General features: G+C 49.6%; 13 protein-coding genes. 8 read left to right on the top strand and 5 right to left on the bottom strand.

What is annotated here, in order from left to right:
* Positions 1 to 200: 200 nt before the first annotated feature.
* Entirely contained in the window at positions 201 to 1,100 is a 900-nt protein-coding gene (locus tag C7820_RS05695; RefSeq protein WP_116230107.1) for a helix-turn-helix transcriptional regulator, read from the bottom strand.
* A 167-nt stretch (positions 1,101 to 1,267) separates the two neighbouring features.
* Between C7820_RS05695 and C7820_RS05700 the strand changes: the two genes are divergently transcribed.
* Complete coding sequence (locus C7820_RS05700; protein ID WP_116230108.1) at positions 1,268 to 3,865, top strand: glycoside hydrolase family 38 N-terminal domain-containing protein; 2,598 nt, start codon at positions 1,268 to 1,270, stop codon at positions 3,863 to 3,865.
* Positions 3,866 to 4,061: 196 nt separating this feature from the next.
* On the opposite strand, the gene nspC is transcribed toward C7820_RS05700, so the two are convergent.
* Both nspC and C7820_RS05710 read right to left on the bottom strand, forming a co-directional pair.
* On the bottom strand, positions 4,062 to 5,189 hold the full coding sequence (nspC, locus tag C7820_RS05705; RefSeq protein ID WP_116231645.1) for a carboxynorspermidine decarboxylase: 1,128 nt from the start codon (positions 5,187 to 5,189) through the stop codon (positions 4,062 to 4,064).
* Between the two features lies 1 nt (position 5,190).
* Positions 5,191 to 6,429 carry a saccharopine dehydrogenase family protein gene (locus C7820_RS05710; RefSeq protein WP_116230109.1) on the bottom strand — a complete coding sequence of 413 codons (1,239 nt, stop codon included), beginning with the start codon at positions 6,427 to 6,429 and terminating at the stop codon, positions 5,191 to 5,193.
* Positions 6,430 to 7,086: 657 nt separating this feature from the next.
* Between C7820_RS05710 and C7820_RS05715 the strand changes: the two genes are divergently transcribed.
* Positions 7,087 to 7,320, top strand: coding sequence for a DNA-directed RNA polymerase subunit alpha C-terminal domain-containing protein (locus tag C7820_RS05715; protein ID WP_116231646.1), 234 nt, complete (start codon positions 7,087 to 7,089; stop codon positions 7,318 to 7,320).
* Positions 7,321 to 7,488: 168 nt separating this feature from the next.
* Here C7820_RS05715 and C7820_RS05720 read toward each other — a convergent pair whose 3' ends face one another.
* Entirely contained in the window at positions 7,489 to 8,616 is a 1,128-nt protein-coding gene (locus tag C7820_RS05720; RefSeq protein WP_116230110.1) for an ROK family transcriptional regulator, read from the bottom strand.
* 394 nt (positions 8,617 to 9,010) lie between these two features.
* Here C7820_RS05720 and C7820_RS05725 point away from each other — a divergent pair, with 394 nt between their 5' ends.
* From C7820_RS05725 to C7820_RS05750, 6 genes are all read left to right on the top strand, one after another.
* Positions 9,011 to 9,943: an ABC transporter permease gene (locus C7820_RS05725; protein WP_258875125.1), complete on the top strand. Its 933-nt coding sequence runs from the start codon at positions 9,011 to 9,013 to the stop codon at positions 9,941 to 9,943.
* Between the two features lie 16 nt (positions 9,944 to 9,959).
* Positions 9,960 to 10,841, top strand: a complete 882-nt coding sequence (locus C7820_RS05730; RefSeq protein ID WP_116230111.1) for a carbohydrate ABC transporter permease — start codon at positions 9,960 to 9,962, stop codon at positions 10,839 to 10,841.
* A gap of 94 nt (positions 10,842 to 10,935) precedes the next feature.
* Positions 10,936 to 11,727, top strand: a complete 792-nt coding sequence (locus C7820_RS05735; protein WP_116230112.1) for a sugar phosphate isomerase/epimerase family protein — start codon at positions 10,936 to 10,938, stop codon at positions 11,725 to 11,727.
* A gap of 21 nt (positions 11,728 to 11,748) precedes the next feature.
* Entirely contained in the window at positions 11,749 to 12,879 is a 1,131-nt protein-coding gene (locus C7820_RS05740; protein ID WP_116230113.1) for a Gfo/Idh/MocA family protein, read from the top strand.
* Entirely contained in the window at positions 12,879 to 14,096 is a 1,218-nt protein-coding gene (locus C7820_RS05745; protein ID WP_116230114.1) for an MFS transporter, read from the top strand. Before C7820_RS05740 ends, C7820_RS05745 begins: the two co-directional genes overlap by 1 nt.
* 112 nt (positions 14,097 to 14,208) lie before the next feature.
* Entirely contained in the window at positions 14,209 to 15,726 is a 1,518-nt protein-coding gene (locus C7820_RS05750; RefSeq protein ID WP_116230115.1) for an ABC transporter substrate-binding protein, read from the top strand.
* Positions 15,727 to 15,764: 38 nt separating this feature from the next.
* Here the strand turns inward: C7820_RS05750 and C7820_RS05755 are convergent, their stop codons facing one another.
* Positions 15,765 to 16,505 (bottom strand): EcsC family protein, encoded by a 741-nt coding sequence (locus tag C7820_RS05755; protein ID WP_116230116.1) that lies wholly within the window; start codon positions 16,503 to 16,505, stop codon positions 15,765 to 15,767.
* Positions 16,506 to 16,514 lie beyond the last annotated feature (9 nt).

The raw sequence follows: 16,514 nt of genomic DNA on the forward strand, positions 1-16,514 counted from the left end.
AGCCGCAGAAAAGATTTGCTTTACGTTATCGGATCATCCCACCTCGCATCATGTTTTCCTGTAAGAGTCGAAATCTGCAAATTACGCTGCGATGAACTTGGCTGTATACCAAGAGTATACTAAAAAGTCCGCAAAAAGCGGTCTTTTTTTAATTAGCAATTCGAACAATAGGTAGCGCACTGATAGACTCACGCCCTTGACTATGGTGAAAAAACTTCTACCTGCTTCATGCCCTCACTGATATAAGCTGCGCGGTACTCTTTAGGCGGCGTTCCCGTTAACTGCTTGAACAGCTTAGAAAAATAATGAACCGACGAGAAACCGTATTTCTCGGAAATTTCCGTGATGCTCAAATGGGAGAACCGCAGATCATCCTTGGCACGGTTAATCCGGAAATGGTTCATATATTGCGTGGGTGATAAGCCGGTGGCCTGATGGAATTTTTCGAAAAAATAGCCGCGGCTCATGTGAAGCTCCCGAAAATACACTTCCAGCGGCTTCACGCTGCCGGTCATCAGATCCTGATCCAGCCGTTCTAAAAGATGAAGCATTCGCGGATCGGGGATATTGTTCTCCTTGAGGGCGAAGGTGAGAAAGTACTCCATAAACTGCTGGAAATTGGATTGAATCTTGAGACCGCGGTAATAGGTTCGCTCGTTTATGTATTCATTGTTATTAAAAAAAGTCTCAAATCCATCCATCCAGATCCGCAGCTTGCTTACCGTCATCAATTCGGGAATTGGCACAGGGAACGCAGGCCCAATGAGCGAAGGCTGCAGTTGAGAAAGGTCGAAACAGATCATGTTGGGTGTCGAGAAGGCTTCTCTGCGATCGATAAACGCCCAATCAAAATAGCAGCAATAGTGGACCATTGGCTCTTCCCAATCTGCATACCAATCATGAAGCAAGCCCGGCGACATATATACGAGAGAACCGGGAACGACCGGGTGGTCTTCTCCCCGAAACCGAATGATGCCCTTACCCTCGCTGATCAGATAGAGCGATGAAGCGTAGCAAGTACGCGATAGGCTGCTCTGGCCTCTGGAAAATGGATATAGGCAGGCATGGTAGACGTAAGGATGAAGATTGGCAAAATCCATTACAGACCATCTCCTTTTCTCCGAAAATAGGCATGACGATTGTATAAAAGATATACGTTTCTGTAAATACGCAGCCCACAGAACTTGATACAATTTTTAAGAGATTTATCATGTAACCCTGAAGATGAAGGATGACGAATGCATAAAGTTTTAGGAGCGTGACAGGAATGGCGAAAATCAAAGAAATATTGTGTCTGCACCATAGTCACCTGGATATCGGCTACACGCATCCCCAGCCGTTACTGCTGGAGCTGCAGAAAGACTATATTGATGAAGCAATCCGGCTGTGTCTTCAATCGGAGCATGAGCCCGAGGATGCAAAATTCCGCTGGACCTGCGAGGCCACGTATCCCGTGATGCAATGGCTGGAGACAGCCGCCTCTGAGCAAATTTCCGATTTCCGCAGATTGCTGCATAATGGACAGATCAGTATTGCTGCACTTCCGATGCATACGACGCCGCTTGTACATGCGGATCAGCTTGCACGAATGCTTCAGCCGGTTCGCGAGCTGCGGGAGCGATTTGGCGTTTCCATCAAAACGGCGATAAATCATGATGTCAACGGGCAGCCATGGCCGCTGAGCCAGGTTTTGCTTGATGCGGGAATCGAGTTTTATATCACAGGCATTAACGTGCATTTCGGGGGCATACCGCTGCCACGTCCTGCCGTGTTTAAATGGACAACCCCCGACGATCGGCAGCTGCTGACGTTCCTGGGCGAGCATTATTCGCTGTTCAGCCAGTTTTTCCACACGAGTCAGGATGATACCCAGCTGATGGCGCAAGGGATTAAGGACTATATCGACCGTTTGGAAGGAGAGGGCTATCCCTACGATTTCGTGTACTTAACGGCTACCAATCCGCCGCTGTATGACAATAACTGCCCGGACCCGAACCTGCTGTCGCTGATCCGCCGATACAATGCAGAAGGATATGACCAGAAGGTGATTTTCGCGACTCCGGAGATGCTTCTGGAGCGGGTTCGACAGGTGCCGAAAGAACAAATCCAGACTCATTCGGGCGATTGGACGGACTACTGGAATTTCGGCGCGGGAAGTTCTGCGAAAGAAACCAAGATCGTTCGCCAAACGAAGCAAAACCTGAAGAAGGCTGATTTTCTTGAAGCGATCCAAGGGACGCCAAACCTGCAGTACTCGAAAGCGAAAACTGAGGCATTGGAGCAGGCGCTGCTGTATGATGAGCATACCTGGGGTTCATGGGGTTCGGTCAACCTCCCTGACCATCCGCTTTCGATTTCGATGCAGCTGCACAAGAGGGTGACGGCGTACAAATCGGCTGACCTGTCTGCTTACGTGTATGCCAAACAAATGGAAGCGATTGCAGGGAACCCGCGACAATCCCATGAGCCTGGCGGCGTCATGCTGGTCAACTCCTCAAGTGAAACGCAGCATGCGGAGGTCAAGGTGCCTGAGTACTACCTCGGCAGCGGTCGTCATTTAGACGCTTCGCGTGTCATGGACTTCTTGCCATACACGCAGGAGGTACAGAATTATAAATCGTATGGAACGGTAGAGATGGCACCATTTTCGTGGAAAAAGATCCCGTTTGCTCAGCTAGAAGCCCGGCTGGCCGCCTCGTCCAACCGCATTTCGGTCACGGAAGGGGTGATCGAAACGCCATTTTACCGGATGACATACAACCCTGTCAGCGGAAGAATTGTGCAGTTATTCGATAAGATACATCAGTGGCCTATGCTCGACGAAAAGAGCCCATGGACGTTATTTGAGTTTGTTCAGGAGACGATCGACGGGCGCCACAATCATGAGCATCGAAGCACCTTGTTCCCGCGGGATGTTGACAAAGGGAATCGCAGCATATCCGTCTGGAATCATGAATGGAAAGCAAAGCGTGTCGGTGCCAACCGGCTGCAAGCTTATTCGGTCGAACAAGCCAGTGATTCGGTAACGTATGTCTTGCAGCTTGAAGCGCCGGGGGTTTCCAGTCTGGAACAGCGGATTACCTTTTCTGCCATCCATCCCCGAATCTGTCTCACTGCATCCATGAATAAATCGGATATAAGGACGCCCGAGTCGATCTATTTCGCCTTTCCGCTGCAGATGGATCAAGGCTGGCGTGCCCATTATGATACAGCCGGCTTGCTAGTCGAGCTAGACAGGGAGCAGCTTGGCACCGCTTGCCGGGACTGGGTGACGGTTGACCAAACGGTATCCATCTATGATCAGCAGAAGGGGATCACCTTAGCTTGTCCCGATGCGCCGCTCGTTCAAATCGGCGATTTTCATTTCGGCAAGGAGAGTAAGCAGATCGACCGCCAGGAAAACCCGCTGCTGCTTGCATGGGCCATGAATAATTATTGGGATACCAACTTCTGGGCCAGTCAACCTGGAGAGATCGTTTTGCATTATGAGCTAAGTCCGTTCGGGCAATTTGATCCCGTTGAGGCATATCGTGCGGGCATAGCTGCAGCGGATCCTATAGCCATGAATGCAGCGGTGATGTGTGATAGGGAGGAAGAAGGGCAGTGGTTTAGTCAGTCAAGCGGTACAGTCGTCCTGCTATATGTGAAACCGACTGTGGATGGGAATGGGTTTATTCTGACCCTGCGAAATGCCGGAACCGAGCCGTCCGAGTATACCTTTAGCGTAATGGATAGAGAAGTCGAGGCTGCCTACTTGGTTAATCCGCTGGAGGAAGTAGTTCGACAGATCCCAAGCAGCAGTAAAGATGTACAAATGATCATGCAGCCAGGGGAATTAGCCTATTTGAAGGTTATCCTTAAGTAGGTCAATACAAGGCTTTTTCTAAAAAAGAAAACGTTAAACGAAAAAGCCTTAACCCTTATTATAGGGCTAAGGCTTTGCTTAAGAGATCAGAAAGTATAAGTTTCGGAGCTTCTGCTTCCTGATCTCGCAAGAAAAACTTCCTCTAGACGCGGTCTGACTTCTTTGAAGGTACGTCGATAGACGTTTTTCTTATTTATCAAGCAAGTCTCATCTTGAAATCCTGATAGCCGAACTCGCGTACGACGCGGCAGCTGCCGTCTTTCTCCTGCACGGCGATGGCCGGCAGCGGCATGCCGTTGAAGGTATTCGTTTTGACCATGGAGTAGATCGCCATGTCTTCGAATACCAATCGGTCGCCGCTCTGAAGCGGCTGATCGAAGGAGTAGTCTCCGATGACGTCGCCAGTAAGGCAGGTCGGACCGCCGAGCCGATAGGTGTACGGCTTCTCGCCGGCTTCGCCTGAGCCGACGAGCGGCGGACGGTAAGGCATTTCCAGCACATCCGGCATATGGCAGGTGGCCGAGGTGTCCACGATGGCGATCTCGATGCCGTTACGATGGATATCCAGCACGGAAGTGACCATATAGCCCGCATTCAGCGCGATGGCTTCTCCGGGTTCGAGGTAGACTTCCAAGCCGTATTTGGATTGCATTCGTGTAATACAAGCCTCGAGTCTCGGAATATCGTAGTCGTCTCTCGTGATATGGTGGCCGCCGCCGAAATTGATCCATTCCATTTGCGGCAGCCATTGTCCGAACTTATCTTCGACGGCATTCAGCGTGGTCTCCAAATCGTCGGAGTTCTGTTGGCACAGGGTATGGAAGTGCAGCCCTGTAACGCCGTCCAGCAGTTCCGGCTGGAAATCCTCCCGCTTCACACCGAATCTTGACCCCGGCGAACAGGGATCGTAGATTTCATGTCCCACTTGCGTCGAGCATTCCGGATTGATGCGAATGCCAACTTTTCTGCCGGCTGCAAGAGCTTTATCCTTATACTTTGCCAGCTGGGAGAAGGAGTTGAAAATGATATGGTCGCAAATGGAAACAATTTCGTCGATCTCATCTTCACGGTAAGCGGGGGCAAAGACATGATTCTCTTTGCCCATTTCCTCATGGCCCAGCCGTGCCTCGAATAATCCGCTGGCGGTCGTACCGCTTAAGTATTTGCCGATAAGCGGGTACATCTCGGTCATGGAAAAAGCCTTTTGCGCAAGCACGATCTTGGCACCCGTCCGCTGCATGACACCGTTCAAAATGTTCAGGTTTTTCTCAATGAGTTCTTCACTGACTACAAAACAGGGTGTAGGTAACTCCTCGAACCGCATCTTAACGAACAAGCTCCGGCTCTCTTGCTTCTTCAGGCAAGGCGTCAACCAGCACAGGGTTAAAGTCTTCTACCCAAGGAAGGCCCCATTTGTTCAGCTCTTCCATGAATGGATCCGGATCGAACTCTTCGACGTTGTATACGCCCGGTTTGTTCCATTTGCCGGTGAGAACCATCGCTGCGCCGATCATGGCAGGAACGCCAGTTGTATAAGAGATCGCTTGGGAGCCGACTTCTTTGTAGCACTCTTGGTGGTCGCAAACATTGTAGACATAGTACGTTTTATCTTGGCCGTCTTTTTTCCCTTTGAAGATACAGCCGATGTTGGTTTTACCCACCGTACGAGGTCCGAGGGAAGCCGGGTCCGGAAGCACGGCCTTCAGGAATTGCAGCGGAATGATTTGTTTTCCTTCGAATTCGATCGGTTCGATGGAGGTCATTCCTACGTTTTCAAGCGCCTTGAGGTGCATCAGGTAGCTTTGGCCGAACGTCATGAAGAACCGGATGCGTTTCAGTCCAGGGATGTTTTGCGCAAGGGATTCCAGCTCTTCATGGTACAGCAGGTACATGTCCTTTTGGCCGACTTCAGCGAAGTTATACTCGCGTTTGATTTCCATCGGTTTCGTTTCGATCCATTCCCCGTTTTCCCAGTAGCGGCCGTTAGCGGACACTTCACGGATGTTGATCTCCGGGTTGAAGTTGGTGGCGAAAGGATAACCGTGATCTCCGCCGTTGCAATCCAGAATGTCGATATATTCAATTTCGTCGAAATAGTGCTTCAGCGCATAAGCCGAGAATACGCCGGTAACACCCGGGTCGAATCCGCTGCCGAGCAGAGCTGTAATTCCTGCTTTTTCGAAGCGCTCGCGGTATTCCCACTGCCATTTATATTCAAATTTCGCCGTATCTTCCGGCTCATAGTTAGCCGTATCCATGTAGTGTGTTTTAGTTGCCAGGCAAGCATCCATGATCGTCAAATCCTGGTAAGGAAGGGCCAGGTTCATAACGATATCCGGCTTCACTTCGTTAATCAGAGCGATCAGCTCATCCACGTTGTTGGCATCGACCTGTGCGGTCGTAATTTTGGTTTTTCCACCGTCAAGTTTTGCTTTCAGTTCATCGCATTTGGACTTGGTACGGCTGGCAATGCAGATTTCTTCGAAGACATCGCTGTTTTGAACGCATTTATGAACTGCTACAGATGCTACGCCACCGGCGCCGATGATTAGTGCTTTTCCCATTTTTCAATCAATCTCCTCATCCAATTCAATTTTTTCTGTAAAAACGGCAACAAAAAAGCAAGCGAAACACGCACCATGCGCATCACACTTGCTTGATATAGTCAAATAATAAGAAATTCCAATAAGCATGACCGGACAAACCCCTAGTGTGCTTATCATTCAGCCATAAAACGCAACGTTTCATGGAAGGGCTCTTAATATTCAAATATACTTTGTTAGGATCAGAGTCTATATAGCAAATAATTACTTTTACCACTCTTATTGACCGTTTCACAAGTTGTGTGCGTCAGCACTGGTTATAAAGTTACCAACTTATAAAATTTGAGCTTTTAACTCAATCAATAAGGCAACGAAAGTTGCCAATCGGCATTTGACCCGGCTGTCCGTATGGCCTTAACTTCCCGAGAGGAAGTGGTCAAAGTTTATCTGCTTGGAAAGATCCTAATATATCCGAATATTTCGCTTTCCAAAATTTACGCTTCTCCATAATAGCAGGATAGGCAATATTGAGCAAGAGGAAATTTAAAACAAATGAGATCGTTTTGCACTGGACAAGCTCCGAACGATGTGTATGAGCGTTGAGAATAAGCAAATCAGAAGAAATTCTGACTCTTAATAAGTGTTATTATTGTGGTGAAAATAGATTTATCGAAGGGGATGAAAACCGTGGCGAAAAAACATGAGGAAGAACATAATCCAGACCAGGAATTTCTGTCACTGCTCGCTTCACCGGCAAGAAACGCACTGCGGCATCACGGGATCACTTCATTGGATGAACTCTCCAAATTTACGGAAAAAGAGATTTTGAAAATTCACGGAATGGGTCCGAAATCTTTACCCATCTTAAGAACCGCATTAGAAGAAAAGGGTCTGTCATTCAAACAGATATGACGCAGTCATTTTCCAAATAAGCGGACCTTCTGCAGGACGAGACGGGTATGCATTAAAAACATCACCAGTCGGCGTAGCGGTTTGAGGCAATTCCTGGGCAACGATATGTTCATGTCCGGCAGCGCTGGGCATGAACATATATTGCTGTAAAGGACCACCGGCATAAAGTTACTGTACCGTTTTCTTCTTGAAAATTTCATGCAGTCCAAGCATCGCCGCCCCCAAGGCAGACCCGTACTCTTTCCAGTGGAAAACGACGATCGGCGTGTCTCCATAGGGGGAGTGATCAGCTTCGTGAATCGCATGTACGAGACGGTCGAAAAACGCCGCATTGTCAGTAATCCAGCCGCCCAGAATCATTTTTTGCGGATTGAGCATTTCCAGCATTTTTCCGCAATAATCGGCAATATCACGGATGATGAGCTCCCCTTGGTCACTGAAGGGCTGGACGCCGGCGAGAACCAGGTCCATAAAGGCATGAACCGTTGCTTCCGGCGACATGGATCCGAACTCTTCCGGATGGTTCGTGCGAAGTCTTTCCGCAAGGATGGGCGTGCAATACGGAGAGAGGTGAGTGGTTCGTCCGGCCGCTCCGCTGGAGCCGCGATAAATCTCCCCGTTCAGGACAAGTCCAGCTCCTGTGCCTTGGCCGATCAGCAGAAAAATAATGGTATGCTCATTTTTGGCGGCTCCGCTGAATCGTTCGGCAAATCCGGCGGCGTCCAAATCATTAGCCAGCAGTACCGGAATCGAGAGTTCTTGCTCTAACACTTGACGCATAGGGAACTGTTCCAGCTGCAAATATTTAGAAGAGATGACGATGCTTTGCGTCTCATCGAGTCTCCCCGGCAGGGAAATGCCGATGCGTCTGATGAGTTCACGGGGAATCCGCTGCTTATGGATGAATTGCTGCAGCTGTTTCACCAGCGAAGTTCGAATTTCGTCCTGGCCGCGCACCGATTCCAGGCTTTGGCTGGCCACCAGCTGACCGTTTAGGTCGAGCAGCACGCAATGCGCTGGAGAACTCGAAATATCGACGCCAATGACGTATCCGCCGTCAGCGCGAATATTCAGCAGGGTCATTTTTCGACCAACACCTTTACCGGCCATACCGGTCTCATGCACGAGCTGTTCGCGGATGAGCTCCTCGATCAGCACGGAAACGGTCGTCGGGCTCAGCTTGGTTTTACGCGATAATTCGACACGGGATATCGGTCCATGCTCAAAAATCATATGCAGCAGTGTCGAAACGTTGATCTCCCGCAGCATCTGCTGGTTTCCTACTTTATTCGTCATCGCATTCTCCTACTTTCGGAAGTTATGATTGGCCGAGTCCCCGTCAGGACAGGAGTGCTGATTCCTGGCGGCTAGGCTGAAAGAGGGCATAGGAACGGGAGTGTAGCCTATTCTTGTGTCAATGCGATTATAGAAAAATGCCCATTGTGCTGTCAACGAGTCCCAGTCGAGGCGGGCAGTGGAAGGGATAGCAAATAAAATAAAAAAACACATTGACAGGGCCGTAAAGGCGTCCCTATAATGATCACAAACGTGCCTCAAGGAGGCGAATTTTTTTCGTTAATTAATTTGTCCGGTGGAAAAATTAATCACACAGGGAGGATGATGCCGAGTTCAATCTTTGAGAATCCCGCTAGGCGTGCAGCAGTCATTTATTCCGAGGAGGGGAATTACTATGACATCCTGGTTGGACCGCACAGTTCTCAAAAAGGCCAAAAAATACAAAATCCTGTACCTGATGATTCTCCCCGGTATCGTCTACTTGCTCATCAACAACTACATACCCATGTTTGGCATCATCATCGCTTTTAAGGAAATTGACTTCTCCAAAGGGGTCTTCGGCGGGGATTGGATTGGTTTTCGAAACTTCGAGTATCTCTTCAAGACGTCCGAAGCCTACATCATCACCCGGAACACCATCCTCTACAACGTTGTATTCATCATACTCAATCTTGTCTTCGCCGTTGCGCTGGCCATATTGCTGGCCGAAGTGAAACAGCGGTTTTTAAAGCGCTTATACCAAAGTGCCATTTTGCTGCCCTATCTTATCTCTACGGTCATTGTCGGTTACCTGGTATTTTCGTTATTAAGCATGGAAACAGGCTTCATGAACAAATCGGTCCTTCCTTTTCTCGGACTGGAACCCGTCATGTGGTATACGGAACCGAAATACTGGCCGGTCATCCTCACTATCGTCAAGTTGTGGCACAGCGTCGGCTATTTGTGCATCATTTACTTTGCTGCCATCGTCGGCATCGACCAAGAGTATTATGAAGCCGCCACATTGGATGGGGCGGGGAAGTTCAAGCAAATTTTCCACATCACCCTGCCGTCCCTTACTCCCGTCATCACCATCATGACTTTAATGCAGATCGGGCGGATTTTCTACGCGGACTTCGGTCTGTTCTACCAAGTGACGCTTGACTCCGGGCCGCTGCTGCCAACAACCAATGTGCTGGATACATACGTATATCGGGCGCTGCTCAAGAGCGGGGACATCGGAATGGCTTCCGCCGCAGGCTTCTACCAATCCGTGATTGGCTTCGCGCTGATCCTCATTTCCAACTTTGTTGTGAAGAAGATAAACCCCGACAACTCATTGTTCTAATAAGGAGGCGAAGTCCTTGAGAAGAACACGGATTGAACAAGTCCTTATCCATTTCATATTTTGGTTGATTGTCGCGTTTTGCCTGGTGCCGTTTCTGCTGCTGATTACGGCCTCGCTCACCGATGAGGATGCGATTATACGGGAAGGCTATTCGTTTTTTCCCAGTGAATGGAGCCTAGATAGTTATGTATTCATTTTTCAAAAATCGGGGGAGATCCTGAATTCTTACGGCATCTCCGTCGTTGTGACTATTTTAGGTACACTGGCCAGTCTAGTCCTTATGACTTTGCTCGCTTATCCGTTGTCGAAAAAGGATTTACCGCTGCGCAATTTCTTTTCATTTATCGTCTTCTTCACGATGCTCTTCAACGGAGGACTTGTTCCGACCTATTTAATCTACTCGAATGTTTTTCATATTACCAATACCTTGCTTGCGCTGATCGTCCCGGGTCTTCTGGTCAGTGCCTTCTATGTTATTTTGCTGCGGACGTTTTTTACCGTATCGGTTCCGGATGCGGTACTCGAGTCGGCGAACATGGATGGAGCGGGGGAATTTCGCATATTCGTGCAAATGGCGCTGCCGCTGTCTCTTCCCGTGCTGGCAACGGTCGGACTATTTCAGGTCATTAATTATTGGAACGACTGGTTTAACGGACTCATTTACATTTCAGACTCCAGGCTGTACAGCATACAGGTGCTTCTGAATACCATTTTGCTGAACGTCCAATATTTGCTGGATAATGTAGACTATTCTTCAAGGGTGGACGGCAGTTCCATTCCGACCCAGGGCGTCCGCCTGGCTATTGCCGTGATCGGCGCGCTGCCGATTGTGTTAACGTATCCGTTCTTTCAGAGATTTTTCGTTAAAGGGCTGACCGTCGGGGCGGTCAAAGGATAATTTCCCAGCAGCATGTTAAGGAGGTGATGAAAGACTGCCAGAGGTTTGCAGGACGTGGTTATAAAAAAAGAAAACAAATCAGGGAGGCTAATCCATGAAAATCAGCATTGGCGGTTTTTCTTTTTTCAATATGATCCGGGAAGGGAAGATGGATACGTTCGGGTACCTGGAATCTTCCAAGTACAGATACCATCTCGATACCGTTGATTTGTGGAACGGGACCTTTGAAGGGGCTAAGGACGACATTTTTTCACTGCCTGATGAAGCTTATATTCAACGTCTGGCCGAAGCGATACGGGAAAAAGAAATGACGATTATCAACATCGCGGTGGACGGGGCGCATTTATGGGATGCAGATCCTGACAAGCGCAGCAGTCTTTATGAAAACGCTGTCGCCTATCTATCCATTGCCGAGAAGCTTGGAGCGCGAACCATCCGCATCGATTCGGGAGATCAAAGCTCGGCGCCCGGGACGGAAGAGCAGTTCGAATATGTTGTGAACAAGTTCGAAGCGTTGAGCCGGAGAGCGGCTGACCTTGGACTCATCGTCGGACCTGAAAATCATATGGGAACCTCCAAAGATCCAAAATACTTAAAAAAAGTGGCCGAAGCGGTCAATCACCCGAACTTTGGCATATTGCTCCATATGGGCCGCTGGGATACGGATGAAGACATTGGCGACACGTTGGTCGCGCCGTGGGTCTATCATACGCATTTTGACGGCAAGACGGTAGGATCACCAAAGGGCGAACAAATGGTGAAAGCACTGCTGGATGCCGGCTATGACGGATACTGGGGCATCGAGTACAACGCGCCGGACAATCAATATGCAGAGATGGAATGGGCGATTGCTTCCGTGAAGCGGATGTTGAGCCGTTTAAATTAAAAAACCGAAGGGATGATTGACATGGGAAGAACCGTTCGCATTGGCATGATTGGGGCAGGTTTGATCGGCAAAGCTCACCTGAGAAATTACGCGAATATGGAGGATGTTCAGATCGTGTCCATTTGCGACATCAATGAACAGGAAGCCCTCAAGGTCGCGCATGAGTTCCATATTCCCCACGTCTATACCGATTTCAGAGAAATGCTGAAGCGCGATGACATTGAAGCCGTTGATGTCTGTCTGCACAACAATTTGCATGCCCCCGTGACGATTGCCGCTTTCGAGGCAGGCAAGGACGTATACTGTGAAAAACCGATCGCAGGGACATACCGGGACGGGGTATCTATGCTCGAAGCGGCAGAGGATTACGGCAAAAAGCTGCATATTCAGCTCGGCACCTTGTATCGAAAAGAGACCAAAGCCGCAAAAGCGCTGATCGACGGGGGCATGCTCGGCAAGCTGTATCATGCCAGGGCTACCGGCCATCGCCGGAGAGGACGTCCTTATATTGACGGATACGGGACCCCGGCTTTTCTAAACAAACAAATCGCCGCCGGGGGTGCGCTGATCGACATGGGGGTTTATCATATCGCGCAAATGCTGTACCTGCTTGGCACACCGAAGGTGGAGCGGATTTCGGGTAAAGGCTACCGGGAGATGGACGTGGATGCCGGGCGTGCCGGGCAGGCGGTCTTTGACGTGGAAGAGTTGGGGCTGGGGTTCATTAAATTTGAAGGCGGCGCGACGCTCGATATTATTGAAGCGTGGAGCATTCACCTGGGAAGCATCGAAGGCTGCTCTGTGGTTGGGGATAAAGGGGGCATCAAGCTGCCGGCCTATTCGGATCAGCAAATTTTGGCCCCATTCAGTTTTCATACGACGATTTGCGATATGGATGTCAACGGCAGCGTCAACCTGGATGAGATGGACGGCCGCTGGAATCATTTGAAGCCGAATTATGACGCATACCAGTCCTCACAGCATCACTGGGTTGCCGCGCTGCAGGGAAGAGTGGAGCTGCTTCCCACAGCCCATATCGCTTCACAGACGATGCTGATTAGCGAAGGCATTTATTTATCCGACCGGCTTGGGCGGGAAGTAAGCAGTGACGAGATCATCGAACAATCCCTGTCGAAAGCGATCCAGCTCTAATGCTGCCTTTAAGGAAGAGGGAGGTCCAACCGGCGGCCGGCCTTTCCTCCGGATCGTTGTCGGCACTGAAACGTTTCAACTTTTTCCTGTATGGTACGATTGCGATTTTGACTTCATTCTTTCCTTTATATTTTCAAAACATCGGACTCAGCAAAGTGGAAATCGGCATGATTATGGCCGGTGGGCCCTTCATTTCCATCTTCGCCAATCCATTCTGGGGTTATTGGAGCGACCGGCTGCAGAATGTGAAACGTATTCTCATTTTTCTTCTGACCGGGAATTTGTTAGCGACGATCGTAGTGTTTCAGCTCCGAGAATATGCCGTCATTTTCGCTTTCATGCTGATCTTCTTTTTCTTCAACAGTCCCACGTTCTCGCAGAGCAACAGTCTGATTCTGAATGCCATCGAGAACACGAACTACAAGTTTGGCGCGTTTCGCCTATGGGGTTCACTGGGATGGGCGATCATCGCCGCGTTGGCCGGACCGGTGCTCAGCTGGATGGGGCTAGTGAATCTTTGGATGTTGTACGGGATCATGATGCTGATCTCACTGGCATTTACCATCGGACTCCCTCAGGGCAGAGTGACTTCCAAGCCGAAGACCGAGAGACAAAGCTATTGGAAAGTGATGCTGTCGAGCAAGCTGTTCTTTGTATTCGTTATCCTTGGTATCCTCATTTCGGTTCCGAACTCGATCAACCAAACGTTCGTCACACTGTACATATCCAACCTGGGAGGCTCTAACGAATTGATTGGCTGGTCGGTGTTCCTGTCGGCGATCTTTGAAATTCCAGTGTTTCTGCTGTTTGACCGCTTCCTGAAAAAGTCGGCAAGGATGATGCTGGGAGGGCTGGTCATCGTAAGTATCCTGTTCGTGATCCGCTGGTTATTGATGTCGGTTGCCGGCGGACCGCTCCAGGTCATCTTTATCCAAGTGCTGCATTGTATTACGTTCGGTGGCTACTACTATATCGGAACCAGTCTGACCGCACTGTTAATACCAGCCGAGTACAGAGCGACCGGGCAGGCCATTTATGCCCTGACGTGGGGTGGTATTTCCGGCATCATCGCAGGTCTGTTTGGCGGTTGGATGTTTGATTATTTGGGTCCCCAAACGATGTATTCGATTTGCGCGATCATATCTGTAGCAGGGGTGGCAGGTTTTACGTTCATGTGGATGAAATACCGCAAGCAGTCCGAGTTGGCGGCATCATGAAGATCGGGATCGGACGAATGCCGCTGTGACGCGGCGTTCGTCACCCTTTCTGCTGTACTTCAGCTCCAAGCGTGGAGATTCCATATTGAAGATCCTGGGAGGTCAAAAGCCTATGTGGAAAAAGTCGGTTCATTCCTTGTTGTTCTTTGTGCTGGCTGTTACCGTCGTTCTGAGCGGATGTTCAAGCTCCTCTTCGAACGGTGAGAAGGAGCCGTCGTCATCGAAAGAAGGGTCTGGTGACGGCAAACTTGCCCCTTATGAAATTACGATCGCATTCTGGGGACCGGATCAGCGTGATCTTGGTCTTGTGGAGCAGGAAATCAGCAAGATTACGAAAGACAAAATCAATGCAACCGTCAAACTGAAACGCATTGAAGCGGCTGCGTGGACACAGCAAAAAGTGCTGATGTTCTCCGGCAATGAGAAACTCGACCTGGTGTTCACGGGGGAAGACCAATATATTTCGGAAGTCGCGCAAAAAAAGCTGCTGCCCATCGATGACTTGCTTCAGTCCCATGGCCAGGATATCCTTGCCGCCTTCGATCCGGACGTACTGGCTGCGGCAAAAATTGACGGCAAAATATACGGCGTTCCAACGATCCGGGACTTTGCCGCTTATCCGACTATTCTAATGCGAACGGATTGGTTAAAAGAAAGCAATATGGACGTCAGCCAGGTGAAAACGATCGAGGATTTGGAGCCGATTTTTGAAAGCGTTAAAAAGAAGCATCCGGAAGCCAATATGCTGGGTAAAGCGTCAGGGGGAGGTTCCATCGCCTATCCACTGCTGCAGACGACGATTGACCCGCTGGGAGACATGATCGGTGTACTTACCGATCCGAATCAGCTGAAGGTCGTTAATTTGTATGAGAGCGAGGAATATGCGAAGTTCATCGGGGTGATACGTCAATGGTTCCTGGCAGGATACATCCCCAAAGACATTGCAACGACCTCGCAAACCGGCCGGGATTATATCAAGGCAAACATCGGGTTCGCGACACCCAATAAAGGCAAGCCGGGGATCACGACGCAGACGGGAGCATGGGCCGGCAAGGAGCTGACGGAAGTCGCACTCGCGCCGCCCAAAATGAATACGCTGACGATTATGAACGCGATGCTTGCTATTGCGGCCAAATCCAAAAATCCCGAGCGCGCGATGATGTTTCTGAATTTGCTCTACTCCGACAAACAAATCATCAATTTGCTGGATTGGGGGATAGAAGGAAAGCACTATCAAGTGAAGGAAGACGGGACGATTGACTTTCCTAGTGGTGTGGATGCGACGAACAGCGGCTACAACATGAGACAAGGGTGGATGTTCGGGAATCAGCTGCTGTCTTATCCGTGGTCGACGGACAGTCCGGATATATGGAAGCAAATGGAGGCGTTTAACCAAAGTGCGGAGAAGTCTGCAGCGCTCGGATTCACCTATAACTCAGAGCCGGTCAAAACCGAATTGGCCGCGATCCAGAATGTCGTTCAGCAATATTCCAAGGCGCTTGAGACAGGAACTCTGGATCCGGATGTATACCTGCCGAAATTTAACGCAGCATTAAAATCGGCCGGAATCGATAAAGTGATCGCCGAAAAACAAAGGCAGCTGGATGCATGGGCTGCAAGCAATAAGTGAAGGACCTCTCAGTACTAAGAAAAAAGTAGTCAATACGATCAAACCTCGATATCATCGTGCAATCTGCGCAGGCGGTAAGCGTTCATGGCCGATTCGCGCAGCTCCTCAAGAATGGTGTAATTCGCCCATGCCCCTGCGATCGCGCCGATCCCTGGCAGCATCTGCAGCATTTTCCTGAAATCGATCGCATCGCGATACTCGATCTGAAAAGTCTCCCAGTCCATCGTCCTTGAATATTCGGTATCGGACAGCCATTGTTCCTTTTCGATATGCCAATTTTTGATGGAATCGAGCAGCATGGCACGGTTATCCGGCCCCGAAAACGTCATTTGAAATACCTTGAGAATAAACACCCGCTCGGAGAAATGTTTCGTGTCATAACCGTAAACATGCGCCAGCTCGAACAAAAATTTCATCTTGATTGCGATGAGAGCCGGAAAGTCTACCATACCAAGGATGATGCCGCCAGCTCCCGTTCCAGCACCTTCAGCAACCGCAATTTTTTGGTACAGGGCAAACAGGTCTTTTGCTTCTTGATCGGCAGCTTCCAGATCCATCGTACTTTGCACCGGACGCCTTGGGGTGTATTCCGCGCCGAACAGTGCCGTGCGCACGATCGACCGGATGGTGGTCGTGATGACGTTTTGCACCTTTGGGGGAATCAAATGGTTGATCCGGCTGCCGACGGTTTTCGATGCTTTTTCCATCCATCCCGGCGGTTTGAACAGCTTTTGTTCCCAATCAGCAACTTCCTTTTGGACTTTATGTTCGTAATTCATGATCCATCG

It is taken from the genome of Paenibacillus sp. VMFN-D1, assembly GCF_003386155.1.
Lineage (GTDB): Bacteria > Bacillota > Bacilli > Paenibacillales > Paenibacillaceae > Paenibacillus_AQ > Paenibacillus_AQ favisporus.